Origin of the sequence: Reichenbachiella agarivorans, from assembly GCF_025502585.1 — a bacterium.
GTDB classification, from domain to species: Bacteria; Bacteroidota; Bacteroidia; order Cytophagales; family Cyclobacteriaceae; genus Reichenbachiella; species Reichenbachiella agarivorans.
On the sequence record NZ_CP106679.1, the window covers coordinates 1,767,501 to 1,793,811 of the forward strand.

Here is a 26,311-nt window from a genome sequence, read left to right on the forward strand (position 1 = left end):
TGGTTTAATATTACCATACTACCATACTCAGTGATGGGGTGACGGAGTAGTGAAAGCGCTGCGAACTGACGGAATAGTTCGTTGAAGGGTGTAGTTATATAGACAGTAGGAAAATCCGCTGACTATGATGAACCTGATAGTACCACAATCCTTCGGGAGCGTGGATAATGCGCCTAATCAGACTTCCAAGAAAAACCTCTAAACTTATGAATATGGTACCCGTACCGCAAACCGACACAGGTAGTCAAGGAGAGAATCCTGAGGTGCTCGAGTGATTCATGGCTAAGGAACTAGGCAAAATCGCCCTGTAACTTCGGGAGAAGGGGCGCCCGCAGCAATGCGGGCCGCAGTTAAAAGGCCCAGGCGACTGTTTAACAAAAACACATGGCTTTGCGAAATCGAAAGATGATGTATAAGGCCTGACACCTGCCCGGTGCTGGAAGGTTAAGGGGGGATGTTATTTCTTCGGAGAGAAGCATTGAACTGAAGCCCCAGTAAACGGCGGCCGTAACTATAACGGTCCTAAGGTAGCGAAATTCCTTGTCGGGTAAGTTCCGACCTGCACGAATGGTGCAACGATCTGGGCACTGTCTCAGCCATGAGCTCGGTGAAATTGTAGTCGCGGTGAAGATGCCGCGTACCCGCAACGGGACGGAAAGACCCCATGAACCTTTACTATAGCTTCACATTGGTATTGGGTAAATGATGTGTAGGATAGCTGGGAGGCTTTGAAGCTGTGTCGCCAGGCATGGTGGAGCCATTGGTGAAATACCAGCCTTTATTTATCTGATGCCTAACCCTATATGGGGACATTGTGTGGTGGGTAGTTTGACTGGGGTGGTCGCCTCCAAAAGAGTAACGGAGGCTTTCAAAGGTACCCTCAGCACGCTTGGTAACCGTGCGTAGAGTGCAATAGCATAAGGGTGCTTGACTGTGAGGCCTACAAGCCGAGCAGGTACGAAAGTAGGATATAGTGATCCGGTAGTTCCGCATGGAAGGGCTATCGCTCAAAGGATAAAAGGTACTCTGGGGATAACAGGCTGATCTCCCCCAAGAGCTCATATCGACGGGGAGGTTTGGCACCTCGATGTCGGCTCGTCACATCCTGGGGCTGGAGAAGGTCCCAAGGGTTGGGCTGTTCGCCCATTAAAGTGGCACGCGAGCTGGGTTCAGAACGTCGTGAGACAGTTCGGTCCCTATCTGTTGTGGGCGTAAGAAATTTGAGAGGCTCTGACTTTAGTACGAGAGGACCGAGTTGGACGAACCTCTGGTGTACCGGTTGTGGTGCCAACTGCACCGCCGGGTAGCTACGTTCGGTGAGGATAAGCGCTGAAAGCATCTAAGTGCGAAACCCTCCTCAAGATGAGATTTCTTTTAAAGGTCGTCATAGACGATGACGTTGATAGGCTACAGGTGTAAAGGCAGTAATGTCAAAGCTGAGTAGTACTAATTACCTGTAAGCTTTTTATAACGGTGCGCGTTTTCTTTCTTTCATGACACAATGTCAAATCTAGTATTTAGTACCTAGTACTGAGTATTTGGACTTTTAGGATATTAATAGCTAAGGCAGTAGGCCGAAGCAGATTGCATGTTGCAATAAGACATTAGTCTAAGATCTAGAATCTAATCATCTAGCATCTTACAAAGACATTATGGTGACTATTGCGAGGGTGTCCACCTCTTCCCATTCCGAACAGAGAAGTTAAGCCCCTCAGCGCCGATGGTACTCCGGTAATACGTGGGAGAGTAGGTCGTTGCCAGCTTTTATCAAAGCCTTGTAGATTGAGTTCTGCAAGGTTTTTTTATGTCTATACCTCAGTAGAAGTCAATTGTCCACTGTCTTAAGAAATCTTTATTGAAGGGCTGCTTTATAGACCTCTATCGCTCGTAGTCTGGAAAAAAAATGGTCTACTATTTTTTTATTCCTTACTCCTTTTAACCAAAGGATGCATTTTCTTTTAATTTTGTGGATTGTCAACTGTCAGTCATAGACAGTATATTTGTGTTCTGAATTGATATTATGGCGGTAGAAATTAACACAGTAAAAAAGTTGGCCAATTTGGCTAAGCTTGATTTGACTCATGATCAAGAGCTCAAAATGAGTAAGGATTTAGGTGATATTTTAGATTGGGTAGAACAATTGTCTGAGGTTGAAACTAGCGATGTTTTACCCTTGGGTAATGTCAATGAGGATTCTGTTCCACTGCGTCGAGATGTTGCCTCTAATTATTTCTCTGAAAAGGAAGCTCTTCTTAATGCGCCTAAGTCGGACGATGCTTATTTCATAGTGCCAAAAGTTCTAAGCTAATATGCAAGATCCTTGGTTTTGGAAAGAGTGGCAAATCGTTAATCGAGTTGTATTTTATTCTTTTCTTTCGTTATTCTCTTGTCTAATTATCACTTTGTTGGTGGTTGTACTAGCTGATGTTTCTTTCTTTTATTCGTGGAATGTCACTGGTTTTTTGACGTACCAGAGTTTACCAGTATATTCCAATCATTCGCAATTTATTGAGTCTGCCTTATCTGTAGATGTTCCCCTTATTGTTCAGAAGGCAAACGCTACCTATTCTTTACAGAATTTTTCTTCGAATGTAATACTGCCAGTTTCTGTATATGCATGTCTTGCGGTTTGTTTTGCCACTGTTACTTTCCTAAAGCGCTTTTGGTTTATTGTTTCCATGGGCGTTATTGTTGTATTGCTGGCCTTGAGTGGCATAGGTTCAACTGGTTTGTTTGGGTTGGATAGTGAGTTTATTGTAGGTGGGGTCAGTGTTTTAATTATTGCATTGGCTTATTATTTTCATGACATTAATATTAACAGAAGCTATATTGTCAGGTTGGGATGTTTTGTGTTGTTATTTTGTGTTCTTTCCTTTCTTATCACTTACTTCTCAACTGCTGATATACCTCTCCTCGCAATGGCTCAGAACGTCTATTGGATAGGAATGATTTTGGGCATCATATTTACATTTTTGGTTGGGCATGAAGTGGTTTATGGTATTTTGGTTCTTACTACACAAGGGAATAAAAGCAATAACTCTAATGGAAATGGCCTTCACTTTTTGATTTTTTCTTTGATTTATCTACTAAATGTTGCGCTTGTCTACATGCGGAGTGCTAAATATGTGGATTGGGATATTTACTACATCAACCCTTATTTATTGCTCTCAGCATCAGCGATTCTCGGTATTCGGGGACTGAAAGGAAGAGAGGATTTGTATAGAAACACACTTTCTTTTAAGAATACATTGGTGATCTACATGGCTCTAGGCTTTATTTGTTTTTCATCAATTTTGCACTTTTCTATTTCAGGGAATGACTCTGCAATGGAAGTGATGGAGGATGCTATTATTTTCGGCCATATAGGTTTCGGAGCGATGTTTTTCATCTATGTAATGATCAACTTCGTTACTTTGTTGCTTAAAGGATTGCCTATATACAAGATTGCTTTCAAGGAAGATAACTTTCCTTATGCCACTTCTAAATTGGCTGGAATGATTGTAGTTGCTGCCTTTTTCTTTGCTGCAGACTATGTACCCTTAAACCAAGCTATATCGGGTTATTACAATCAGTTGGGGGACATGAATTTGTCCTTGGGCAAGGAATCAGTTGCCAAAGAGAATTACCGTAGAGGTGCTATATCAGGGAATGTTTTGGCGCAATCCAACCACAATCATAAGTCCAACTATATGTATGCTCTCCTATTGGAGGACTATAATCAACAGGCCATCTGGTTGCATCATGCTACGCAACGTCATCCTAGTGAGCAAGCTTTTGTAGGTTTGGGTATGGCTTATGAGCGTGCAAATAGATTCTTTGAAGCAGTCTTTGCATACCAAGACGGGATCAGAACTTTTCCTGAAAGTTGGGCATTGAAAAATAACCTGGCGTTGCTCTACCAGCAGATCAATGAATCTGATTCAGCAGTATATTATCTCCAAAACCATGGCAATGCGAATAGTTGGCAATCTTCAGTCATGCAGTCGAATGCATTGGCTTTGGCGGTTGCTAATGGTAAGGAGGTAGACGAAACGGGGCTAAATATGGATCGAATCGATGTGCAAACCAACCTGCTTGCTAGACGGGTGTTGTATGGGAAAGCAAATGTAGAGCATGAGCCACTCGATAAGATAGAAATTCGACTCAACTTGTTTTCTTACAGTTATTTGAGAAACCTAGGATTGTCCAATATTCAAACTGGTGAGCGTCAATATTTGGATAACATCGATTTGTTTTTGCAGCATCCTGACAATGATGCTTATAGCTACGAACTGTCTTTGATCAAGGCAATGAATCTGTATACACAAGGTATGGTAGCAGATGCATTTGTTGTGATGAACCACTTGGCTGAAAGTAATTCTGACCAAGCTTCTTTTTTGAAAATGATTCTTGGCAAGTGGAGTATGGAACTTGAATCTCCATTGTTGGCTGCCCAGTATTTTGAAATAGCTCATGAGTATGGTTATCCTCTATCCATGATTGATTTGGTGCAGGCTTATGCCCAAATTGGGAAGGGCGAGACTGCCCAATATTTGTTGTCTCAAGAGATCGAAAAATTGGATATAACAAAATCTACAGTCCTGAAACAAATGTCGCAATTAGAGCAATCAATTGCTCAAAATGAAAATCCTTGGTCAAAAAATCAATACTCTTTTGATCATGAAAATAAGTTGTTGCGTCAGGCACAAGAACTCCAATCTGATACTAGTCAGCTGTCTCCATTGTATTTGAGATTAGGAGAGATGAATCCGTTTTATGAGCAGGGTGTGATAGCTGCTGCAACCTATTTTGATCAGGAAGTCGATAATCCTGATCAGGCATATGGGATATTGGTAGATGCCATTGAGGTCAACGAATATTCAGCACCTTTGATTATGGCCTACATCGATCAGTGCTTGAAGATGGGTTTGACGAGCTATGCTGAATCTTCTGTGATTAGGTTGATAGATATACTAGATGAGTCGTCCTATCAGGCGTATGAGGTCTTGTTTGAGCAAAAAAGAAAAAGGGCGGAAGAATCATTTCAGTCCTGGTAAGAGTGAATTACTTGGAGAAATCCTTCTCTCCAGCTCTTACGGCCACATTTAGCATGTTTTCTTTCGGAGGTAGTGGGCAGGAGTAATCGTGGTTATAATTGCAATAAGGATTGTAGGCTCTATTGAAGTCAAGGGTAATCCTTTTTGCTCTGTTAAAATCCAAGTCGAGGTATCTACCTGCTCCATAGGTTTCGGATGCACTGGTCAGATCCGCAAATGCTGTAAACAGGGTTCCTTCACTTACATTTTTCAAGATCAGCAGCGTACATTCTTGATCTTGAAGATTGAAATATACATAGGCATATTGGCGATAGGTGACTTGATTGCCATCAGAACTCCCCAATGTAAGTAATCTATTTTCTTCTATCAATTCTACTCTAGCAATGACCTTGTAAGTCTCATCTATGGGGTAATACTTCAAAGCTATGGTACTATCTCTATGGTTATAAAAGGGGGAATTGGAAGAAGTATTCATGAATTGGTCTTTTTCTATTCGCTCCTTGGTGATAGATTCTATGTAAGACGAAGTAGAGGATTCGTCGCTGTTGACTTGGGTGAAAATATAAAAAATCAATACAGAGAGAAGGAGGGCAAGTAAGATTCGTTTCATTGTTTACATCATGGATTCGTCTGCGAAGCTAAAGTAAGCATGATCCGTAAATATTACATGATCTAATACAGGTATCTCTAGGACTCTTCCAGCTTCTTGTAGTTTTTTGGTGAGGGTGATGTCCTCTTGGCTAGGGTTGAGGTTGCCCGAAGGGTGGTTGTGTACCAAAATGACTGATGAAGCTAACACTTCCAAAGCTTTTTTGAACAGGAGTTTGCTATCTACCACTGTTCCACTCACACCGCCAGAGCTTATTTGCTCCTTGTGAATGACGAAATTGCCTCTGTTGAGATAAACTGCCCAAAACTCTTCGTGGTTTAGATCCAAAAGGTGAGCCTTCATGAGCGCAAAAACGTCATCGGATCCAGTGATTTTAGGTTTTCTTTCTGGTTCGGATTCCTTTCTTCGTCTTCCTAACTCAAGTGCGCTGATGATGGAGATAGCTTTGGCCTCTCCTATGCCGCTGAATTTTTTGAGATCATTCAGTGAAAGCTTCGCCAGTTCGTTGAGATTGTTGTGAGTGCTAGATAGTATATTTTGTGCCACCTGTACTGCTGTCAGACTCTTGGTACCACTGCCTATTAATATAGCGATCAATTCTGCCTCTGATAGTGAGGCTTTCCCTTTTAAAATTAATTTTTCTCTAGGCCGATCTTCTTCTGCCCATTTCTTGATGGTCAGATTGCTTGAATATTGCATAGAGTTATGTTTTGCTGTTCTTAAATTTATCTCATTTCCAGATAAGAACTAGCAAGACACAAAAAAAAGTCCAAACAACTAAGTCAGGACTTACAAAGTCTTTCAGAACTTGCTAATGCTTATAGAGAAGCTACTAGCTTGGTCAATTTTGACTTTTGGTTAGAAGCATTATTCTTGTGAATAATGTTGTTCTTAGCCAATTTGTCAATCATGCCAACTACTGTCTTCAATAATTCTTGCGCTTCAGCTTTGTCAGCAGTGTTTTTCAACCTTTTAACAAAAGTACGAGTTGTCTTGTGCTGATATCTGTTTCTCAATCTTTTAGCCTCGTTAGACCTGATTCTCTTTAAAGCCGATTTATGATTCGCCATTATATAAAATTGTTATTTTCTAATTTTGGACTGCAAATTTAGGTTTTATATGTAGAAATAAAAACCCTTTGCTCATAAATTATTGTAGAATTTTATCTGTTGATATAGAGGCATTTGATAGACATAAAGTACATCTTTGAGTTAATAAATCAAGGTGTTTGTACATGCGAAGGATTACGTTTTGCTTATTGCTCTCACTGCTGTCGGCAGTGTCATATGCCCAGCCGATATTCGATACCCATCGATCTGTGGATTCGTTGATCTATGTTTCTCCCAATTACTTATTTGTAGATTCGATTGCATTGCATACTGGGATAGATTCGATAGTTCATCGAGCTATATCCGAAGGAGCATTTCCAGGGTGTCAAATATTGTTGGCTCAGCATGGCCAGGTTTTTTATCATCAGTCTTTTGGGTACCATACTTATGACAGTATGATTGCGGTTGATAATGCGCACTTGTACGATTTGGCATCAGTCACTAAAATAGCTGCGACCACTTTGGCACTGATGAAACTTCATGATGAAGGTCAATTGGATTTGGATCAAACTTTAGCATACTATTTTCCCTATCTCAAACGATCCAACAAAGGTGACATCACCTTGCGTAAGGTATTGGCTCACCAGTCGCGCATTAGAAGTTGGATACCGTATTATGAAGAGTCACAACGTCGCAATGGACATTACCGACGAAAGACCATCAGTCAGGATTCATCTGTTAACTATCCCTATCGGATTCCTGGTTCTGATTTGTTTCTACATAAGGATTATTATGAAAGGAAGCTTAAACGGATGATCAAGAGGTCTAAACTGTACAAGGAAGAAGGCTATGTATATTCTGGCTTGGCATTTTATTTATTTCCTGAATTGATAGAGCGGTTGTCGGGACAGGGTTTTGAGGAATATTTGACTGCCAATTTTTATCTACCAATCGGATCGACTTCATTGGGTTTTACGCCACTCCATAAATATGCTTTGGATCAAATCGTACCTACTGAAATTGATTCTTTTTTCAGAATGGCTCCTCTACATGGTGTGGTGCATGACGAAGGAGCTGCGGTGATGCAGGGCGTATCTGGCAATGCAGGTTTGTTTAGCAACTCATGGGATTTGGCCAAGGTGATGCAAATGTGGTTGAATGATGGGGTCTATGCCGGACAACGATATTTGTCTGACAGTGTGATTCATGAGTTTACCAGATGTCAGTATTGTGAGCAGGGCAACAGACGAGGTTTGGGTTTTGATAAGCCACTCATTGAATATGATCAAATCAAGAGTAGTGTGGCCAAAGATGCCAGCCCAAATAGCTATGGACATTCGGGATTTACAGGGACTTTGGTCTGGATGGATCCTGACAATGGATTGCTTTTTGTATTTTTATCCAATCGTGTGTATCCCACCAGAGATAATAAGAAAATATATGAACTGAACGTAAGGCCTGATATTCACAATTTGGTATATGAATTGCTGAAAAAGCAAAAATCCTGAATGGGCTTCAGGATTTAAGTATTCATACACCTAAGTTTATATTAGATGATTGCTATGTTCGGGATAAAAATATAGAAATATTAAGTTTACTAAAAGGTAAAATGCAATTATTTCTAAAAATAATCACAAAATACAATCAACGGCTATAAGATAGAATTGGAATTGACTTGAGAGAATGGCATTTTTACGATGTAACACTTACATGACTATGAGTAAAAGATTTTTGGTAGTGATTGGTTTGATATGTGCACTGAACAGTAGGGCTCAAATACAGGTATTCAGCGAGCAAGAATCGATCGGCTATGGGTTGAATACTACCTCAGACGAGAGTGATGTGGTGATCAGTCCTGACGAGAGCCAATTGTATTTTACACGAAAAAATCATCCTGACAATGTAGGTGGAGTGCAGGATCCAGGTGATGTATGGATGAGTGAGCACCAGGTAGATGGGTCTTGGTCTGCGCCAATCAATCTCAAGGAGATCAATACTGCTGGATTGAATCAATTCATTGGTTTTTTGGATATCGAAAGAAGAATTTTGATCAATACAGACAATGGATTGATTTCTTATTTTAGAGTGAGTGGCAAGTGGTTTGAGTCTGACCCAATAGAGGTAGCATATTTTAAGAATCAAGGTGAAATGTTCACGGCTAGTTTGTCCAATGATGCTAAAATCATGCTGTTTGGGATGGAGTCATTTGGGACCTATGGTGTAGAGGACATCTATGTCAGCAAGTTGCAAAGTGATGGAAAATGGAGCTCTCCTAAGAATCTCGGTTCGAAAATTAATACCGCCAATCAAGAAATCACCCCGTTTCTAGCTTCTGATAATAAGACTTTGTTTTTTTCTTCCAATGGACTGGGGGGTGAGGGTAGCTTTGATGTATTTATGAGCACCAGACTGGATGACACATGGCAGAACTGGTCTACGCCAGTCAACTTGGGTCCCAAGGTAAATACTGTAGGAAGGGAAAGTTCTTTTGTCCTACCTATAGAGAAGGAATTTGCTTTTCTCATCAGTACCCAAAACAGTGATGGATATGGAGATATAAAAATGGTGCGTGTAGCCCAAGAGATAGAAAAGGCTGAGGTGGTCGAAGAAGTAGTAAAGGTGCAGAAGACCGAAGATAAGCTGGCTATACTGACTGGAGAGGCGAGAGATATCGTAACGAAGAAAGTAATCGTAGGAGCAGAAGTCGAGGCGAAAGTATTGCCAAGTGGGATAGTAAAAAAGGGCCGTACCAATCGTATGGGGCAGTTTACGCTGCACATACCAGAAGGGGAATCCTATGAGATCAAAGTCAGAGCATATTTGTATATGACTGCAGAGCTGGATCTGAATAAAACGCAAGCCGCCCAAAATCAATTGCATGCTTTTGCCTTGAATCCGATCATCGAGGGGAATACAATTTCGTTGGATCATGTTTTATTCATCCAGGGTAAAAGTGAGTTGGTAGCTGGGTCAGAAAAGGAGCTGGATCTAGTGGTAGAGATGATGAAGTACAATCCTGACATCAATATCTTTTTGTCTGGACATACTGATAACCAAGGCAACTCTGATCTGAATCTAAAATTGAGTGAGGACAGAGTTGAGACTGTGAAAAAGTACCTCTTGAAAAGTGGGGTTGCAGCTGATCGAATCGCAGGTCAGGGATTCGGTGGTACCAAGCCTAGAGCAAGCAATGCCAACGAAGAATCAAGGAAACTCAACCGAAGAGTTGAGTTTACCATTCACAAAAAGTAAATATTTATAGCCTGTCGAAGAGTTGGTCTACATCTTCGATCGTGTGGTACATACCAAAACCAAATCTGAGTCGATCCTCTCGGCTGTCGGTGAGGATTCCTAATAGACTTAATTTCTGTTGAATTTGCTGGGCTATGGCTGTGCGGAAAGTTAAGAAATGACCGAAGGATTTCACGCCTTCTTGTTCATGGATCAAATCTGATGTTGTCAATCCAAAGATGGATTGAGATTCTAGCTTGGAAAGAAAGTGGTTTTGCAATGCGACTACATGGCTGTGAATCTGTCTAATATTAATGTTGTTTTTTTCCCATACATCAAAGACACTTTTCATTCTGTAGAGACCCGAAGGATCAGTTGTCGCTCCCAAGAAACGACTGGCATCTGGTGCATAATTTACAATTCTTTTATGATCGTCTAATTCGTTGAATTCCGCAAACCAACCTGTGTACAATGGTCGATATTTGTCTGAGTCGGTAGGTACACTCATGAAGCAGACACCTTCGCCTGACTGGAGATATTTGTATCCTCCTGCCAAATAAAAAAGTCTATCGTGTACCTTGGATAGGTCGGTAGGAATGGCTCCAAAAGCATGGTAGCCATCTATTATGATCATTGTGTCAGGAGAAGCGTGCAGTATGATCTCGTCTATGAAATCCATAACCAAACCAGAGTTGAAGAACACTTGACTGATGTAGATCATGTCGTAGGTGTTTTCTTTGATCTCCACAATGAATCTATCTTTGAAATCTACAAATGGTATCGTGTTTAGTTCTTTAATCGAGATATTGTCATACTCACTGAGTCTCAAGGCTTGCCTCGAAAAACTGTAGAACTCCGAATCAGTTGACAGGATTTTTAAGGGCTTTCTCAGGTCAAAGCAGCTGACCAATCTAAAGAACAGGGTATGAACATTGGAGGCAAAACAAATCTGATTGGGATTGGGAATGCACAGGAAGTCTGCCAAGCTGGCTTTGACACTGTTTTCTACAGGCTTGATGGCTGCTTCCCATTTTTGATCCGCGAGTCGATAGGCATCTTGCACATATTGATTTTGACCATCTGCTACACAGTCAGGCCAAAGGTGATGACTGTGAGCCGCAAAATGCAACTTGTCCCCCATGCCTTTCAGGCTGTGACTGTACAGATGTTTTAGATTCATTTTTTGCCCTGTCAAATGTTACTTGATGATGTTGTCATCGATTAGTCCTTTGATGAGGACTCGTGCATAGGCTTTGGTAGTGGCATTGGATGGGTCTGTGATTTGACTCTGTGACGCCCATAGCAATGCATCCTCTTTGGATGAATTGTCAGCACTTAGTTCATAGAAGTGATTTTCTAGTAGGAAGGAAGTTGACTCTTGGTAATAACCTGGCTGATAATAGGCTGGGCCATACCTGTAGCCATAGTATCCACCGAATCCACCGTAATAACCATAAGATGCAGAACCTTGAACATAGTTGGTCGATTTTTGACTGTCAATGACTACTGTGGAGATGACAGCATCTACACCTTCTTTGAGTAGGATTCGCTTGACATCATCAGCATTGAGGTCTTTCATTTGAATCGGGTTGATAATTGACATCCCTGATACAGCAGTGAATCCTTCGGCGGCCAGAAACTGAACCATATAGTCTTGAAATGTACTGGATATTTCTAGGTTTTTACCTGCTGAAAAGACAGCGATCTTCTTGTATTTGGCTCCTTGGTAATCCGCTTTGGTCCAAGTGAAGGATAATTTGGGAGCACATGACATGCAAGTAAAAATCAGTGTAGCTACTACGAGTATATTTTTCATCAATAGATTCATTTGTGTTTGAGGATGAAAGATATAAAATCTACCTGGCGTGAAACAGCATTTTGGACTGTATTGTTTCCGTTTGTGCTTTAAAACTTGATGTTGCTCAACAATTGCAATTTGTCCTGACAATCGTAGGCGTATTGGTAAAAGCCATCTTCTCCGACCATCAATAAGGTACCGTCTAATGGAATGACATCAAAGGCGTTGACATTTTTGTGGTGTTTGATCAGGTTTTCGTGAATTTTGAGTGGGTCATTGGCATTGTATAGTTTCAATCCTTGATCACCCTCTGCGATGAACAAGCAATCTCCGTTGAGTCCTAATCCATGTGGGTTGAGCATCTGGTGAGAAATCACCAGCGAAGGATTGCTGAGATCAGAGATGTCTATCACATCCAGTTGATTGGTGAAGTTTTGGCATTCGGTACCAGATCGCAAAGTGACATAGGCGTATTGGCCTTGTACTGCCACTGGGTCACAAGCATTGATGTGTTCGTAGGTTGAGAGGTGGGTTGGGAGTGCTGGGTTGGAATTGTCATAGATGTGCATGCCGCTTTGTGCACCTAGAAATAGATTTCCCTGATAAGGAAAAATGGTTTCAATTCCCCATCCTAGATCAATCGTGTTTCCCTGAATGGGACTGTCCAATGTCTTGATGTCAAAGAGTTTCATTTGATACTCGTTGATCGTGTAGAGATAATCGCTGGCTATGGTGAATCGTGCCATCGAACCTCCGATGCCTGCTCCTGCGCTACTGGCTTGGGTTGAGGACAGTGAAACGTCAAACTCTCTACCCCAACTATCCGTAAATCTCATATCTTCTCCACAGGCTACATCATATTCTCGCTCGACAACATTGTAATCGATCATGACGCCCATCTCTGAGTCGATGTAGTAGTACTGATCAAACACATTTTCGAGCCGGTTTACTTCCATGATGTTGCTCTTGTCACTGATATCTAAGATGACCAAATCCATGTAGTTGTCGGCGTAGAGGAAGTCACCTTTGGCAGCCAAGTCCTTGTTGCCTGGCAGATTGATAAAACCGATTTTGATAGGATTGCTAGGGTTGGTGTTGTTGATGACATGGATGCCTTTGTTGATTTCGCTGATAAAAATATGGTTGTCTTTGAAGTAAATTTTGCCAGGTGCATCTAGTTCTTGAGGGCTGATATAGTCTGCGGTGACCCTTACTTCGTTGATCGGGGCATAGACAGGTTCATAAGAGATGTAAGTAGGTATGTCACAAGTTTCTTGACAGCCCTGTGCCATGATGGACAAAAGGATGACGATCAACGTAGTGAAGAAAATGATCTTCTTTACGGCTTTTTGTTCCTGTCGAATTTGTGCTAGGGTTTTCATAGTGTTAGAAGTTGTATTTGAGTCCAAAGGCTACCCCGATGTTCTGTGGTTTGCCTTGGCTCTCATTGTTGGAGTTAGTGAAATTGGTCAATGCTTGGTTGTAATTTGGTTCCAATGTGATTTGGTACTTGTGCCATACCACATAGCCAAACTCTACACTGGTGAGAAAATTGAAATAAATGCTTTCGTATTCTGCACGTGTATTGAGATCGTTGCTTAGTTTTTGATCCGAATCCTTGTTGACGAGCTGTGCATCCAGTAAGAAGTTGGATGAGAGGCCAGTATTGAGCACGATGTTGAACCGTCTGTCCAAAATGACATACCCTGCTTTGATAGGGACGCTCATGTATCGGTACTCATTGCTCAGGCTGGCTTCTGTGGATTCAAAATTCAACACACTGTTTTCGGTGGCTTCATTCAATGCTTGATCGTTTGAGTTTCTCGTGAGCGCATAGAATTCATGGCCATCCGATACGACAGAGGTCTGTGCATCTGCCGTGTTGAACGCTTGATAGTGCAGACCTGTACTGAAGATCAGCCTGTTTTTCAATTTCGTGCCTACATTGATACCACCAGAGATGGCATAACCAGGATCGTATTGGAGCTGTGAGTTGTTGAGAGATTTGGCTGAGGATTGTGAGACAAATTCCATGCTTTGATCACTCATCAATGAGGCAGATGATGAACTTCCCGAATGGAAAGAAGGATCAAAACTACCTGAAGACATACTGACCCCAGCCCATAGCTCTGCATGCTTTTGGTCGATGATGTAGGCGGTATTGGGCACACCATATAGGAAGTCTGGTATCGCACTGGCCGTGAGTCGAAAGTCATCAGGACTCAAGTGCTCAATGGAAATTTCAGCTAAAAACAACTCATAGGTTTGTTTTCTAGATCTAAGACCTGCTTTGACCTCATAGTTGGGGTCGTTTGTTGCAGGGAGTGTCAATGCTGGTTGATCCAAGGGAGTCAAGGAGGATTTGTTACCCTTCTTTGTAGTCACATTTTCTAGAGGTTGTGGAGATTCTTCTTTTGTCTCCGCGAGAGAATTGGTCGAAGAGCGGACACGGTTGTACTCAGCAGGTGTCGTCACTTGATGTGCATTTTGAGTTGGTTGTGTAGTGTTTCTATAGTCGTGAGACCAATATCCAAGCCCAAAAACCATCAGTAGGAAGACGCACGCGGCAGCCACCCATTGGTAGATCACGAGTCGTTTTTTATACTCCTTGGCCGTCGCGTTGGCCAGTTGTCCGTCAATAGCGACCCATACGTGTGCAGGGGGAGTTTGCTCCGCTTGATCAAAGGCATCCGCCCATTGTTGCTCGAATGAAAAATCAGCCTCTTCCATAGTTTTTCTTCGTTTCTTGCATTCTGTTTTGAAGCAGTTGTTTGGCTCTCGCGAACTGGGATTTTGATGTTCCTTCGCTGATTTCCAGCATCTCTGCTATTTCCTTGTGTTTGTATCCCTCTATCGCATACAGGTTAAAAATCACCTGGCTGCTTTGTGGTAGTTCTCTGATCATGTTGAGCAGCTCATCCATGCTGTACTCTGAGATTTTGAAGCTTTGACTCGGGGTGTTTTTCATATCCTCGATATCTACCATGGGATAGAGATACAGTTTGCTGCGCTGATAGTTGAGCGCGGTATTGATTACTATCCTTTTGATCCAATAGAACAAAGAAGAATTCCCTTGAAATCCTTTCAATTCCTTGAACACCTTGACAAACGCATCTTGTAGGATGTCTTCGGCTTCTTGCTGCGCTTTGGAATAGCGCAGACAGATCGCATACATCTTGGAGGCATACTGATGATACAGCTCCTCTTGTGCATGTCGGTCTCCCTTTAGACAACCTTTGATTAGTTTGCTTTCATCTTGCTGCATGCAGATGTGTAGTTTTCTTTTTGTTCTCTCCTTAGACACAGTGTCGTTCGCTTTGGTTGGAACGCACTAGAATTTTTATCTGTTATACAGATTACTCATGAAATGTAAATTTCAACTTAAATTATTTGTGAATAATCACTGTGCCATCCTTAAGGCTGATTATTATTGAAAGATGAAAATAGACTACATAGGTAATAGGTTGAAAATGTGTGGGTTGATCATGCTGTGCTTTGTTATGTGCTGCCAGCATGTCCGTGCTCAGAGCGGCAAAGTATATGAGAATCAAAAGTTTCATGATCAAGTCGGAGTGGTACAGCTCTATCCTGTACTCAATGTAGGTAATGAGGAAATGGAGACTCCAATCATTCCGATCGGACAAACGACAGACTTGATGCTTCGTTTTGATATGCTGACTGTAGAATACGAAAACTTGCAGGCCAAAATCATTCATTGCAATGCAGATTGGACACAATCAGTACTCAACGACATGGAGTTTATGTATGATTACAATGTTTTCGATATCCGGGATTATGAATATTCGATCAACACTGTGGAACTTTATGTCAACTATTGGATGACACTTCCCAAAGTTAAGCGATCTGGTAATTACATCATCCAAGTATATCGGGACAGCAGACCAGACAAGGTGTTGTTTAATCGTCGTTTTGTAGTATTCGAGCAAGGTGTCAATATCCAACCTAAGATGCGGTCTTCTACTAGCGTCCAATACAGAGTCAACAACCAGCAGATAGATTTTGAAATAGCATACTCAGGCCTACAGGTCAACAATCCGATGGCGGAGTTCAAAGTAGTATTGAGGCAAAACAATCGCTGGGACAACGCCATTGTCAATCTTCGGCCTACCAATGTCAATCGTGCAGCATCAAAACTGGAATACAGACATTTCAACTCTGAGAATAATTTCAAAGGAGGAAATGAATTCAGGTTTTTTGATATTCGAGTCCATACCTTCAGAGGGATGAATGTAGCAGCTGTCAAGAATGAAGAAAAGCGCCTTGATGCTTTTTTGGTGAGAGACAAAATCAGAAGCCAAGCGGTCTATTCGCAGGTACGAGACATGAATGGAGCCTTCTTCATTGCCACCAATGAGTCAGGTGCGAGATACTTGGAAGCCGACTACATTCACGTTCATTTTGATCTGATTTCCCCAGAAACCAACGATGAAGTCTATGTCATCGGTGCGTTCAATGACTGGCGAAAGGATGACAAAAGTCGAATGATTTACAACCGACAAACTCTGTCATATCAAGCATCTGCTTTGTTAAAACAGGGTTTTTATGACTATATGTATTGGGTGGATAGTGACAATCCTTATTGGTTTGAGAACTCCTACTACCAGACGGAAAACAAATATGAGATCATTGTCTATTATAGAGGGTTTACCGATTTGGCAGATAAAGTGGTGGGCTACACTTCCTTTACTTCAGAATTCTGATTCAGAGGTTGACGGTATTTTTGGAAGGGGATGACCAAAATATTGCTGAGACTTTCGTTTTCTTCGGGTGCCATATGCGTGTCGATACCATATTTCAATTGACTCATATCTGGTACATAAGCGAAAGTCCCAAATAGCCGATCCCAGATTGAAAAGATGTTGCCATAGTTGCTATCTGTCCATGGTTGGCGGTAGTGATGGTGTACTTTGTGCATGTCAGGTGTGACAAGGATGTAACTCATCAGTCGATCATACTTGCCAAATAGCGATACATTGGCATGAGTGAGATGTGCAAATAACACGGACAAACTCTGATAAAGCATCACCACAGAGATGGGTGCACCGATGACCAATACCGCCAAAATCGTGAACCCTATGCGAAATACCGTTTCTCCAGGATGATGTCTCAGACCAGAAGTCACGTCAATATGAGTGTCTGTATGATGTACGAGATGAAATTTCCACATCCATCGTACTTTGTGCTCTATGAGGTGAACGAGATATGCTCCTATCGCATCCATCAACAATATTCCTAACAACACTTGAAGCCAAAGAGGCATTTTGACAAGGTATAGCAGACCTATTTGGTGAGACGAGACATAGTCTGAGGCCATCAAAAGCAGTCCAGCCATACCAAAACCGATTACCATGGTAGTGAGTGTAAGAAATAAGTTGAGTCCAGCATGTTTGAATTTTTTGTATTCAAATTGAAAGAGAGGTATGACTCCTTCCAATAGCCAAAAGATCATCAAGCCTCCTACCAAGATCGAGGCTCTAAACCAGGTAGGCACCTGTGCAAAGAAATCCAATAGTGCTTCCATTCGTCAATGCTGTTTGTATAAATCTAAGCAATTATTGTCTTGATTAGCAAAAACTTGAAATGATCTCCGTCAATTTGTATTCATTCACTGGTTGACTATATTATCTTTATCAACCTAAAATCTGTTATGGCTACACTCAAGATATTTTCCCCGTTCGATCAATCCTTGATCAAAGAAATTCCTTTCAATACAGCAGAAGAAGTGTTAGGAGCATTGGATAGAGCACATCGACTGTTTCATGATCGATCTCAGTGGTTGGGCAAACACGAGAGAGTTAAGATTCTTGAGAATATAATATTCTTAATGGAGGAACGCTACGATGAATTGGTCTTTCAGTCGGCACAAGAGGGAGGAAAGCCACTCATTGATACGAAAGTAGAAATGGATCGAGCCATCAATGGGGTCAAATTGGCGATTCAATATATCGGGCAGCAAGGAGGGTACGAAGTGCCAATGGGTCAAACAGCCTCCTCAGTCAACCGCATGGCATACACCATGCGTGAACCCATAGGGGTAGTGGCATCCATCAGTGCCTTCAATCATCCGATCAATCTGATGATTCATCAAACTATCCCCGCGATTGCAGTGGGCGCCCCAGTGATTTACAAACCTGCCAGTGTTACACCACTGACCGCTCTGTTGATGCAGGAGATATATGATGCGGCAGGTTTGCCCAAGGGCTGGTGTACTACGATAGTGTGTGAGCGTGAAGTGACGGAGCAACTTGTGTCAAGTGAAAAAATAAACTTTATGTCCTTCATTGGGTCAGCACAGGTAGGTTGGTCACTGCGGTCAAAATTGGCTCCAGGGACACGCTGTGCCTTGGAACACGGAGGTGCCGCGCCCGTGATCGTGGAGCCAGATGCAGATAGAAAAGAAATGATTCCAGCTTTGACCAAAGGAGGGTTTTATCACGCAGGTCAGGTATGTGTGTCGGTTCAGAAAATCTTCGTACATGAGTCCATCATGGAGGAAGTGCTCGAAGAACTAGATGGAGCAGCTAGAAGCTTGATTGTAGGTGATCCTCTGCTGGAAGAAACCGAAGTAGGTCCCCTCATTCAGCCTCAAGAGGTAGAGAGGATTGAGACCTGGATTCTGGAAGCAAAGAAGTTGGGAGCCAAAGTAGTATGTGGAGGAGAAAGAATTTCAGATACCTGTTTTGCACCCACTATATTGCTCAATCCTAGTGAAGATAGCAAGGTCTCTACCGAGGAGATTTTCGGGCCTGTCATTTGTCTCTACAGCTATACAGATCGCAATGAAGCCATCAGCAGAGCTAATGGATTGAGGTATGCCTTCCAAGCAGCGGTGTTTACCAAGGAGCTCAATGTCGCACTAGATACAGTCAAAAAATTGAATGCAACAACCGTGATGGTCAATGACCATACGGCTTTCAGAGTGGATTGGATGCCGTTTGGGGGACGTGATCAGTCTGGCTTGGGTTTGGGAAGTATCCCCCATACCATGCTAGATATGACCAGAGAAAAGCTCATGGTCATAAAAAGTGCTGTTTTATAGATGGATGTCAATGAAGCAGGCTTTTACACTTACTGTATTGTACTTTCTTTTGCAAGGCTTTTATGTCATTGGTCAGGATAGCACCAAAGTACTTGTGGACTATGGACTCCAGGGACTGTCGTTTACTTATGGAGATTATTATAAAATGAACATGCAGTGGCATCTACAGTTTAGATACGCCAACCTGACTGGAGCCAATCCCGATTTTTATGTAGACGATGAGGATAACCTCAACGGTTCATTCAACATTCAGAGAGCTCGAATAAAAGTATCAGGACATGCATTCAAACCTTATGTGGAATACTATCTGATGTATGATTTTCCTAGTAATAAATTCCTCAACTGGGATGTGACAATCAAAAAAATGCCTGAGTTGCAGTTTAGGTTGGGACAATGGAAAGTTAACTACAATACAGAACGATATGTCTCCGCAGACAAGCAACTCATGGTGGATCGATCGCTGGTCAATCGTTTTTTTACATTTGATCGCCAAATCGGAATGATGGTTATGGGAGATATATTTGAGGGTAAAAGAGGGTCTAGTAGGTACCAAGTCAGTCTGTATAATGGCGAAGGACTCAATACTGATAATGAAAATCGATTCTATCTATGGACAATTAGGTATCAGTGGAATTTTTCACGAACCAATCCCAAAATGTTTTTTGCAGATATCGAACGATCTCAAAAGGTCACTGGTTTTTTGGCGGCAGCTATAGCCGAAAATACCTCGGGATATACTCAGTTTTCGAGTGAAGGTGGTGGGCAGCTCCTTGGTTTTGCAGCAGGTACAAAAAATCAATATCGATTGAGACAGGCAACCGTTCAGATGATGCTGAAGCACAAAGGTTTTTCGATGATGACAGAGGCACACCTCAAGAATGTCTATGACAATGAATCGGATGAAGTCACGGAAATACACGGTGGGTATATTCAAGGGGGATATTTTCTCAATGAGATTTTGGATTGGATACCCAAGCCATTGCAATTGGCAGGACGTATAGGTGTCGTGCATCAGGATAATTTCTCTTTAGATCAAAGAGAGTGGACGATTGGAGCCAATTGGTTTCTTATTGGACACAACAATAAACTAACTTTTGATTTTTCTCGATTGGACAATGTGGATTTTGAAGATACGGGAGACGAGTATAGAATGAGGGTTCAGTGGAATTTTTCTTTTTAACTCACCTTCTGTTGCTAGAATCTTTGTTCCTATAAAGAATGACTTTATTATCGCATAATAAAATAAATGGTGAAAGTATGAATAAGGATAAAACGAAGAATTTTTCGCACAGCGTATTGTTTTGGTTGAAAGAACCTGAGATCGCCACTGTACGAGCAAAGTTCGAATCAGAAGCCAAGAAACTCATAGCCGAATCGAGGTACGCACACTTTAGTCATTTTGGAGTGCCAGCTGGTACGGATAGAGCGGTGGTGGACAACAGTTATACCTACTCGATGATTGTGACTTTTGAGACTGTAGCCGACCATGATGCTTATCAGACCGAAGATGCACACCTTCACTTCATCAAAGAGTGCAAAGAACTCTGGACAAAAGTTGTGATTTATGATGTTTTGAGTCTCTAGATGCGTTTGTTCGAAAAGAAATTTTCAGAGATCAGTCCTTGGAGTCTACTTTGGCTTCTCGCGACTATTTTTGGCAATCCCATCTACAACGTCATCGTGTATCTGATTCTCATTCAGGTAGGTGCATACATAGAGGTCAGTACCAATGTGACTTTGGTGTCTCAGTCGTATTTTATATTGTTCTTGCTGATCATCTTTGGTGTGCGCTATGTGGCATATCGAATCTTCTATGTCGTCAGACTCAAGGACCAAATGAATACGGCCTTCTTTGTAGAGGCATTTTTAGAGAGACACAAGTTTCAGGTCGTAGGTATGGTTACATTCCTGATGTGGACTCATGAGGTGGAGGGAAACATTGCTGGGTTCATTTATTTTCCAGTCACCATCCTCTTGACGCTCTCTGTGTCAATTGTGACGCTGAATCGACTTCTAAAAATGCGTAAGTATTTAGACAAGTTTAAAGCAAGGACTTAAAGAGTTTGTTTTTTGGTTTATCCAAAAAATTGGGCTGTATGAAACGCCTACCAAAATAAATTTTGAAATTATTTACACCCCGTTCTAAGTAGGCCGCTTCCTTCTCTTTGGCACCTGAAGAAGTGGCAAACGCAGATAAACCTCCATAATAAGTTGTTCCGTTATAACCCAGTGCGACTCGAATCGCAATAAACTCATCTAAGACAGTATTGGAATAAGGTTCCCTTTGATCTGTAGATTTTGCTTTCTCTATTTCTGGCCCAATGCCCAAGGTGCATGTCATCGACAAGAATACTCGTTTAAAGACCACCAAGTTGTAAGCATACCCTCCAGTAATACCGAAGTTGTAGTAATCAGTGTTTCTAAAGTCATTTTGATAATTGGCTCTGGCATTTAGTTCGTTAGGGATTAGAGTAGAATCGGCAGTCATCGTAAAATAGTTGAAAAAGATACCACTGACCCATGATCCTGCACTCTTAACCTGACGTTCGGTTTGTGTAAAGGCTGCTCGATAAGAAAAATTTTCATGATTGAATACATATAGACCAGAAATTCCCGCGTTGATTGTTTTTAAATCTGGGCGCTGAGGATAATTCGTTAGATTGTATTGTTGAATGTAGGATTCAGGGTTGCTGATGTAATAGCCTTTATATTGTTGTAGAACTAAATCAATGGCTAAATATCTAAGGAAAACATTAGACTGAATATCTAAGGCCTTAGTTTTTCCATATTTCGCATCATCATTATTCAACAGAGGCCAGTTAAATGCAATGTTGAGAGAAAACCAATCAGTACTCGCTCCCAAACCCATTTTTATATTCTCATTGGGTTTGTAGGTAATGGACTTTCTTGTGTAATCATCATGGTGTGAAATGGCGGTTGACCTAATTGAGGCAAACCCTCTGACAGATAACTGATCAGAATAATCAATGATGTAATTGGGGTTGTAGTCAATAGAGTCTCTCCATTCGTTGGGTTGTCCTCTCATTTCGGTGATCACTGTTCCCCAAAGCGAAATAAAGAAAAGCCAAAATACTCTTTTGCCCATGTTCTAAATTAATAGAACGAAACCGTAAAGAAAAATCGAGAGAACGTTATTACAAATACTGGGTTACATCTATGACATGCATACCCGCTGTTTTAGCTGCGGTCATACCAGGTTTGCCATCCTCGAATACTATGCAATCTTTGGGATCTACTTGGATCAATTCCGAGCAGCGCAAAAAGGTCTCAGGGTGAGGTTTGAAATGAGTCACATCGGTGGCGGTCACCACATGATGAAAATATTCTTGTAATCCGAACATATTAAACATGCGTGTTACAGTGTCTCGATTACTCCCTGTCCCTACTGCCATGGGCAATTTGCCATGAAAGGCACGAACGATATCCATGATAGGTTCGATCAGCGTGATTTGATCCAGCTTGTCATCTACATAATTTCGTTTTCGCTCCAGAGCCAGCTCCACATCAAAATTCACAATGCCATGCTCCTCTTCGATCATGAGCATCGTGTCTTTGGTGGGAATACCACCTCTACTCAGGAAGACAGCTTGTGGATAAGTAACTCCCCATGGCTCAAGGCTGTAATTGTATGCTTTGAGATGCAGTGGCATAGAGTCAATTACCGTCCCATCCAAATCAAATATTAATCCTTTTATTCCTGCTGGTATCGGTATCGTTACTGCTTGCATTTCTTTACTTTTTGTGGCAAACTTAAAGCATAGATATTTCTCATGAAGGACTGAAAATGTAAATAATAGGCTATTTTGGTGAATCTTTTTCCATCACAATAGGTTGACTAGATATGTTTATCATCAAGACTCCAAAATCGTATCCCGAACTTGAAACCATCGAAAAGCCGTTTCGGGATTTGTCCTTGTCCTACCGGGTAGAGCAGGACGATGCACTTAGCGAACCTCTCATCGTCGAGGGAAAGAGAGAGCATGTAGGAAAGCAAGCTATAGAAGGATTGATCCAAGAGCTGCGAGATTACTACGGAGCTCATTACAACTGCAGCTGTGCCAGATGATAGAAGAGATGCTTTACAATTACAAGGATGGTTTGGAATCCGAAAGGTTAATCACACGATTGCTCACCAAAGCAGATATTGACGTTTGGGAAGCATATTATTTGAGTGGAGGTCGAGAAAAGTATTTGCTGGATTTTGGAGGAAACACACCCAAAGAAAATGCCCGTTTGGCAGTGGAGCGTCAACTCAGACGATATGAGAGCAAAACTTACGGTTTGCAAGCATTGATCGAAAAGGATTCAGGTTTATTGATTGGACAGTGTGGTCTATTGGTAGAAGAACTGGACGGAGAGACTCAATTAGAGTTAGGGTATCAGCTGTTCAACGACTACTGGGGAAAGGGATATGCGACAGAAGCTGCTAGGATGTTTATCGACTATGGATTTGCCGTGCTGGATGCGACTTCCATAGTGGCGATCATCAATGTGGACAATATCAGTTCTCAAAAAGTAGCATCACGGAATGCTATGAAACAAGAAAAGCAAATGGCGTACATGGGGTCTCAGGTGTTTGTGTATCGTCTTGTGAGACAAGATTGGGTAAAGTTGTAATAAATCAATATTGCCTGCATACTAATGCTGCATGAGAACAATAGGAAATGTTATTTGGTTAGTTTTTGGAGGAGTGTTCATTGCCATAGAGTATTTGGTCAGCAGTATTGTGATGATGATTACGATCATCGGCATCCCTTTTGGGATTCAAACTTTGAAACTAGCGATGCTTGCCCTTTGGCCTTTTGGGAGTGAAATCAGAGAAGTGCCTCAATCGGTAGGTTGTCTGTCCATCATCATGAATATTTTGTGGTTCTTTGTTGGCGGTATCTGGATTTGCCTATCTCATTTAGGTTTTGGGATTCTCTTTGCCATTACGATCATCGGCCTACCTTTTGCCAAGCAGCATTTCAAATTAGCCTCTTTGGCTTTGACTCCCTTTGGTAGGGAGGTAGTGGATAGAAGATGATACATGGATTCAATAGTAATTTAACCGAGTCAAGAGTTCTGTCAATGCAGGACTTTTTTTGTGTCTGGAGAGTCTTTCTACAAAATAAAGTATGCGCGCATACTTTATTTTGTGGATTCTTTTGTACTTTAGAAGGCATAAAAAAAGGGTTTCTGTTGAGAAACCCTTCTGTTAATGAGGTGTGGTGATGAGTGGATTCGAACCACCGACTCACGGATTTTCAGTCCGATGCTCTACCAACTGAGCTACATCACCCCGTTAACGAGGCACAAAAGTATAAAAGTTTAGCAAGGCTGCAAACGAATTGAACAATATTTGAAAATAAAAAATAACAATTTTTATGACCCTGATCACTCAAGTAATTTTTGTCGTAGTGATGGCTATCCCGACCTATTTGATAGTCAAGAGAATACGACAAATCAGAGGCAATATCCTCCGAGGAAAACCATTGGATCGCTCTGATCAACCTGCTGCCAGATGGAAGTCCATGTTGTTGGTTGCATTTGGCCAACAGAAGATGTTTAAGAAACCGATCCCTGCATTTTTACACTTGTTGATCTATGTGGGGTTCTTGGTGATCAATTTGGAAGTAATGGAGTTTATGATTGATGGCCTACTAGGAACTCATCGAACCTTTGCTCCATACCTTGGTTCATTTTACAATGTCGCGATGAACTTCTTTGAGTTCTTGGCTTTGGGCGTTTTGATTAGTTGTGTAACTTTCTTGATTAGGAGAAACGTGATCAAAGTGCCACGTTTTACCAAGCCAGAGATGAAAGGCTGGCCTGCGATGGATGGCAATTTGATTTTGATTATTGAGATTGCCTTGATGATGGCGATTTTTAAAATGAACGCTGCGGATCAGGTCTTGCAGGCTCGGGGTGTGGAGGGGTATCATGACACAGGTAGGCTTCTAATCTCCTCTTCTTTGATTCCTATATTTAATCTTTTCGGGACGGGTCTTTTGGTGTTTACTGAGCGGGCTGCTTGGTGGTTCCATATCGTGGGCATCATGGCGTTTGCGTTGTATGTGACCTATTCTAAGCACCTCCATATCTTTTTGGCCTTCCCAAATACCTACTATTCTAATTTGAATGCCAAAGGCAAGATTCAAAACATGGATGCTGTGACCAACGAGGTGAAATCCATGCTTGGGTTGCCTGTAGAGGCAGCACCTGCCAACCCTGAGGAGATCGGTAGGTTTGGAGCGAAGGATGCACCAGATCTGAGTTGGAAGAGTCTCATGGAGTCCTATACCTGCACCGAGTGTGGTAGATGCACCGCAGAGTGTCCCGCTAACCTCACGGGCAAGACTTTGTCACCTCGCAAGATCATGATGGACACCCGGGATCGAATCGAAGAGATCGGTCAGGGCAAAGGAGAAGGAAAATCTTTGTTGGGAGATTACATCACCAAAGAGGAAATCAATGCTTGTACCAGTTGCAATGCTTGTACAGAAGCTTGCCCGATCAATATCGATCCGCTGGCGATTATCCTAGAGATGAAACGCTATGTAGCGATGGAGGAATCTGGGTCACCTGCCTCATGGAACGCCATGTTTGCCAACATAGAAACCAATTTTGCACCGTGGAAATTTGCGCCTAGCGATAGGTTCAAGTGGGCGGAGGAATTAAACAACGAAAAGAAATAAGAAGATGAGCGAAACGACGATAAAAGCACCTACAGTAGCAGAACTTCAATCCAAAGGCGAGAGTCCCGAAATCCTGTTTTGGGTGGGCTGTGCTGGGTCATTTGACGATAGATACAAAAGAGTGACGATTGCCTTTACAAAAATATTGAATCATCTGGGCGTGAATTTCGCTGTGCTGGGGCCAGAGGAAAGCTGCACTGGCGATCCTGCTCGCCGTGCAGGCAATGAGTTTCTTTTCCAGATGCAAGCCATGTCCAACATCCAATTGTTGGATATGTACCAAGTCAAGAAAATAGTGACAGCTTGCCCTCATTGTTTCAATACCCTGAAAAATGAATATCCAGACTTAGGAGGCAATTATGAAGTGATTCATCACACGACTTTCCTCCAAGAGATGCTCAACAATGGTCGCTTGAAAATAGCAGGTGGAGACTACAAAGGTCAGAAAATCACTTACCACGACTCCTGCTATCTCGGCAGAGCCAATGGTGTGTACGAAGCGCCAAGAGAGCTGCTTAAATCTCTGGATGCGGATCTGGTTGAGATGAAACGCTGCAAGACCAAAGGTCTCTGCTGTGGTGCTGGCGGAGGACAGATGTTCAAAGATGCTGAGAAGGGTAACAAAGAAATCAACATCGCACGTACCGAGGAGGCACTAGATACAGGTGCAAAAGTGATTGCTGCAGCTTGTCCATTTTGCATGACTATGATGTCCGATGGCGTCAAGAACAAAGAGAAGGAACAAGATGTCAAAGTCAAAGACATTGCGGAGCTGATACAGGAGTCTATGGGCTAGGGACTCTTTTTAGACAATATTTTTTATTAGCTT

Annotated in this window: 25 protein-coding genes, 1 tRNA gene and 2 rRNA genes (1 of these 28 running past the window's edge); 16 read left to right on the top strand and 12 right to left on the bottom strand. The window is 42.0% G+C overall.

Going from position 1 to position 26,311, the window contains the following annotated elements; all coding sequences use genetic code 11:
• From N6H18_RS07415 to N6H18_RS07430, 4 genes are all read left to right on the top strand, one after another.
• Positions 1-1,470, top strand: a 23S ribosomal RNA gene (locus tag N6H18_RS07415) (it extends 1,410 nt beyond the left edge of the window).
• Between the two features lie 181 nt (positions 1,471-1,651).
• Positions 1,652-1,763: ribosomal RNA gene (rrf, locus tag N6H18_RS07420) — 5S ribosomal RNA — on the top strand.
• A gap of 257 nt (positions 1,764-2,020) precedes the next feature.
• The gene (gene gatC, locus N6H18_RS07425; protein WP_262311203.1) at positions 2,021-2,308 is read left to right on the top strand and encodes an Asp-tRNA(Asn)/Glu-tRNA(Gln) amidotransferase subunit GatC; all 288 of its coding nucleotides are present in this window, start codon (positions 2,021-2,023) and stop codon (positions 2,306-2,308) included.
• A 370-nt stretch (positions 2,309-2,678) separates the two neighbouring features.
• The gene (locus tag N6H18_RS07430) at positions 2,679-5,036 is read left to right on the top strand and encodes a tetratricopeptide repeat protein (RefSeq protein WP_262311204.1); all 2,358 of its coding nucleotides are present in this window, start codon (positions 2,679-2,681) and stop codon (positions 5,034-5,036) included.
• A gap of 7 nt (positions 5,037-5,043) precedes the next feature.
• On the opposite strand, the gene N6H18_RS07435 is transcribed toward N6H18_RS07430, so the two are convergent.
• The 3 genes from N6H18_RS07435 to rpsT all read right to left on the bottom strand — a co-directional run bounded on the left by N6H18_RS07435 (position 5,044) and on the right by rpsT (position 6,716).
• Complete coding sequence (locus N6H18_RS07435; RefSeq protein WP_262311205.1) at positions 5,044-5,646, bottom strand: DUF1684 domain-containing protein; 603 nt, start codon at positions 5,644-5,646, stop codon at positions 5,044-5,046.
• 3 nt (positions 5,647-5,649) lie between these two features.
• A complete protein-coding gene (gene radC, locus N6H18_RS07440; RefSeq protein ID WP_262311206.1) occupies positions 5,650-6,345 on the bottom strand; it encodes a RadC family protein in 696 nt (231 codons plus the stop codon).
• Positions 6,346-6,464: 119 nt separating this feature from the next.
• A complete protein-coding gene (gene rpsT, locus N6H18_RS18735; protein ID WP_262311207.1) occupies positions 6,465-6,716 on the bottom strand; it encodes a 30S ribosomal protein S20 in 252 nt (83 codons plus the stop codon).
• A gap of 164 nt (positions 6,717-6,880) precedes the next feature.
• Here rpsT and N6H18_RS07450 point away from each other — a divergent pair, with 164 nt between their 5' ends.
• Positions 6,881-8,203, top strand: a complete 1,323-nt coding sequence (locus N6H18_RS07450; RefSeq protein WP_262311208.1) for a serine hydrolase domain-containing protein — start codon at positions 6,881-6,883, stop codon at positions 8,201-8,203.
• 208 nt (positions 8,204-8,411) lie between these two features.
• On the top strand, positions 8,412-9,947 hold the full coding sequence (locus N6H18_RS07455) for an OmpA family protein (protein WP_262311209.1): 1,536 nt from the start codon (positions 8,412-8,414) through the stop codon (positions 9,945-9,947).
• Between the two features lie 4 nt (positions 9,948-9,951).
• On the opposite strand, the gene N6H18_RS07460 is transcribed toward N6H18_RS07455, so the two are convergent.
• The 5 genes from N6H18_RS07460 to N6H18_RS07480 form a co-directional block, all read right to left on the bottom strand.
• Positions 9,952-11,106, bottom strand: a complete 1,155-nt coding sequence (locus N6H18_RS07460) for an aminotransferase class V-fold PLP-dependent enzyme (RefSeq protein ID WP_262311210.1) — start codon at positions 11,104-11,106, stop codon at positions 9,952-9,954.
• 18 nt (positions 11,107-11,124) lie between these two features.
• Complete coding sequence (locus N6H18_RS07465) at positions 11,125-11,742, bottom strand: hypothetical protein (protein WP_262311211.1); 618 nt, start codon at positions 11,740-11,742, stop codon at positions 11,125-11,127.
• An 89-nt stretch (positions 11,743-11,831) separates the two neighbouring features.
• Positions 11,832-13,106 carry an LVIVD repeat-containing protein gene (locus N6H18_RS07470; RefSeq protein WP_262311212.1) on the bottom strand — a complete coding sequence of 425 codons (1,275 nt, stop codon included), beginning with the start codon at positions 13,104-13,106 and terminating at the stop codon, positions 11,832-11,834.
• Positions 13,107-13,110: 4 nt separating this feature from the next.
• Positions 13,111-14,454 carry a hypothetical protein gene (locus N6H18_RS07475; RefSeq protein ID WP_262311213.1) on the bottom strand — a complete coding sequence of 448 codons (1,344 nt, stop codon included), beginning with the start codon at positions 14,452-14,454 and terminating at the stop codon, positions 13,111-13,113.
• Positions 14,441-14,989 carry an RNA polymerase sigma factor gene (locus tag N6H18_RS07480; protein WP_262311214.1) on the bottom strand — a complete coding sequence of 183 codons (549 nt, stop codon included), beginning with the start codon at positions 14,987-14,989 and terminating at the stop codon, positions 14,441-14,443. Before N6H18_RS07480 ends, N6H18_RS07475 begins: the two co-directional genes overlap by 14 nt.
• Positions 14,990-15,161: 172 nt before the next feature.
• Between N6H18_RS07480 and N6H18_RS07485 the strand changes: the two genes are divergently transcribed.
• A complete protein-coding gene (locus N6H18_RS07485) occupies positions 15,162-16,445 on the top strand; it encodes a type IX secretion system plug protein (protein ID WP_262311215.1) in 1,284 nt (427 codons plus the stop codon).
• On the opposite strand, the gene N6H18_RS07490 is transcribed toward N6H18_RS07485, so the two are convergent.
• Complete coding sequence (locus N6H18_RS07490; protein WP_262311216.1) at positions 16,418-17,266, bottom strand: sterol desaturase family protein; 849 nt, start codon at positions 17,264-17,266, stop codon at positions 16,418-16,420. The genes N6H18_RS07485 and N6H18_RS07490 overlap by 28 nt on opposite strands.
• 126 nt (positions 17,267-17,392) lie before the next feature.
• Here N6H18_RS07490 and N6H18_RS07495 point away from each other — a divergent pair, with 126 nt between their 5' ends.
• The 4 genes from N6H18_RS07495 to N6H18_RS07510 all read left to right on the top strand — a co-directional run bounded on the left by N6H18_RS07495 (position 17,393) and on the right by N6H18_RS07510 (position 20,842).
• Positions 17,393-18,784: an aldehyde dehydrogenase family protein gene (locus N6H18_RS07495; RefSeq protein WP_262311217.1), complete on the top strand. Its 1,392-nt coding sequence runs from the start codon at positions 17,393-17,395 to the stop codon at positions 18,782-18,784.
• 10 nt (positions 18,785-18,794) lie between these two features.
• Positions 18,795-19,964, top strand: a complete 1,170-nt coding sequence (locus tag N6H18_RS07500) for a hypothetical protein (RefSeq protein ID WP_262311218.1) — start codon at positions 18,795-18,797, stop codon at positions 19,962-19,964.
• Positions 19,965-20,041: 77 nt separating this feature from the next.
• Positions 20,042-20,368, top strand: coding sequence for a Dabb family protein (locus N6H18_RS07505; protein WP_262311219.1), 327 nt, complete (start codon positions 20,042-20,044; stop codon positions 20,366-20,368).
• Positions 20,369-20,842: a hypothetical protein gene (locus tag N6H18_RS07510; RefSeq protein ID WP_262311220.1), complete on the top strand. Its 474-nt coding sequence runs from the start codon at positions 20,369-20,371 to the stop codon at positions 20,840-20,842. It abuts the gene before it with no gap.
• Here N6H18_RS07510 and N6H18_RS07515 read toward each other — a convergent pair.
• Complete coding sequence (locus tag N6H18_RS07515) at positions 20,826-21,890, bottom strand: DUF4421 domain-containing protein (protein WP_262311221.1); 1,065 nt, start codon at positions 21,888-21,890, stop codon at positions 20,826-20,828. The two genes, N6H18_RS07510 and N6H18_RS07515, sit on opposite strands and share 17 nt — an antisense overlap.
• A gap of 49 nt (positions 21,891-21,939) precedes the next feature.
• On the bottom strand, positions 21,940-22,533 hold the full coding sequence (locus tag N6H18_RS07520) for an HAD family hydrolase (protein ID WP_262311222.1): 594 nt from the start codon (positions 22,531-22,533) through the stop codon (positions 21,940-21,942).
• A 113-nt stretch (positions 22,534-22,646) separates the two neighbouring features.
• Here N6H18_RS07520 and N6H18_RS07525 point away from each other — a divergent pair, with 113 nt between their 5' ends.
• The 3 genes from N6H18_RS07525 to N6H18_RS07535 are packed head-to-tail and all read left to right on the top strand — an operon-like array spanning position 22,647 to position 23,831.
• Positions 22,647-22,871: a hypothetical protein gene (locus N6H18_RS07525; protein WP_262311223.1), complete on the top strand. Its 225-nt coding sequence runs from the start codon at positions 22,647-22,649 to the stop codon at positions 22,869-22,871.
• Positions 22,868-23,422: a GNAT family N-acetyltransferase gene (locus tag N6H18_RS07530; protein WP_262311224.1), complete on the top strand. Its 555-nt coding sequence runs from the start codon at positions 22,868-22,870 to the stop codon at positions 23,420-23,422. Before N6H18_RS07525 ends, N6H18_RS07530 begins: the two co-directional genes overlap by 4 nt.
• 31 nt (positions 23,423-23,453) lie before the next feature.
• Entirely contained in the window at positions 23,454-23,831 is a 378-nt protein-coding gene (locus tag N6H18_RS07535; RefSeq protein WP_262311225.1) for a YccF domain-containing protein, read from the top strand.
• Between the two features lie 182 nt (positions 23,832-24,013).
• Here the strand turns inward: N6H18_RS07535 and N6H18_RS07540 are convergent.
• Positions 24,014-24,086, bottom strand: a tRNA-Phe gene (locus N6H18_RS07540).
• A gap of 85 nt (positions 24,087-24,171) precedes the next feature.
• On the opposite strand from N6H18_RS07540, the gene N6H18_RS07545 reads away from it, so the two are divergent.
• Together N6H18_RS07545 and N6H18_RS07550 are read left to right on the top strand one after the other, a co-directional pair.
• On the top strand, positions 24,172-25,482 hold the full coding sequence (locus tag N6H18_RS07545; protein ID WP_262311226.1) for a (Fe-S)-binding protein: 1,311 nt from the start codon (positions 24,172-24,174) through the stop codon (positions 25,480-25,482).
• 4 nt (positions 25,483-25,486) lie between these two features.
• Complete coding sequence (locus N6H18_RS07550; protein WP_262311227.1) at positions 25,487-26,278, top strand: (Fe-S)-binding protein; 792 nt, start codon at positions 25,487-25,489, stop codon at positions 26,276-26,278.
• Positions 26,279-26,311 lie beyond the last annotated feature (33 nt).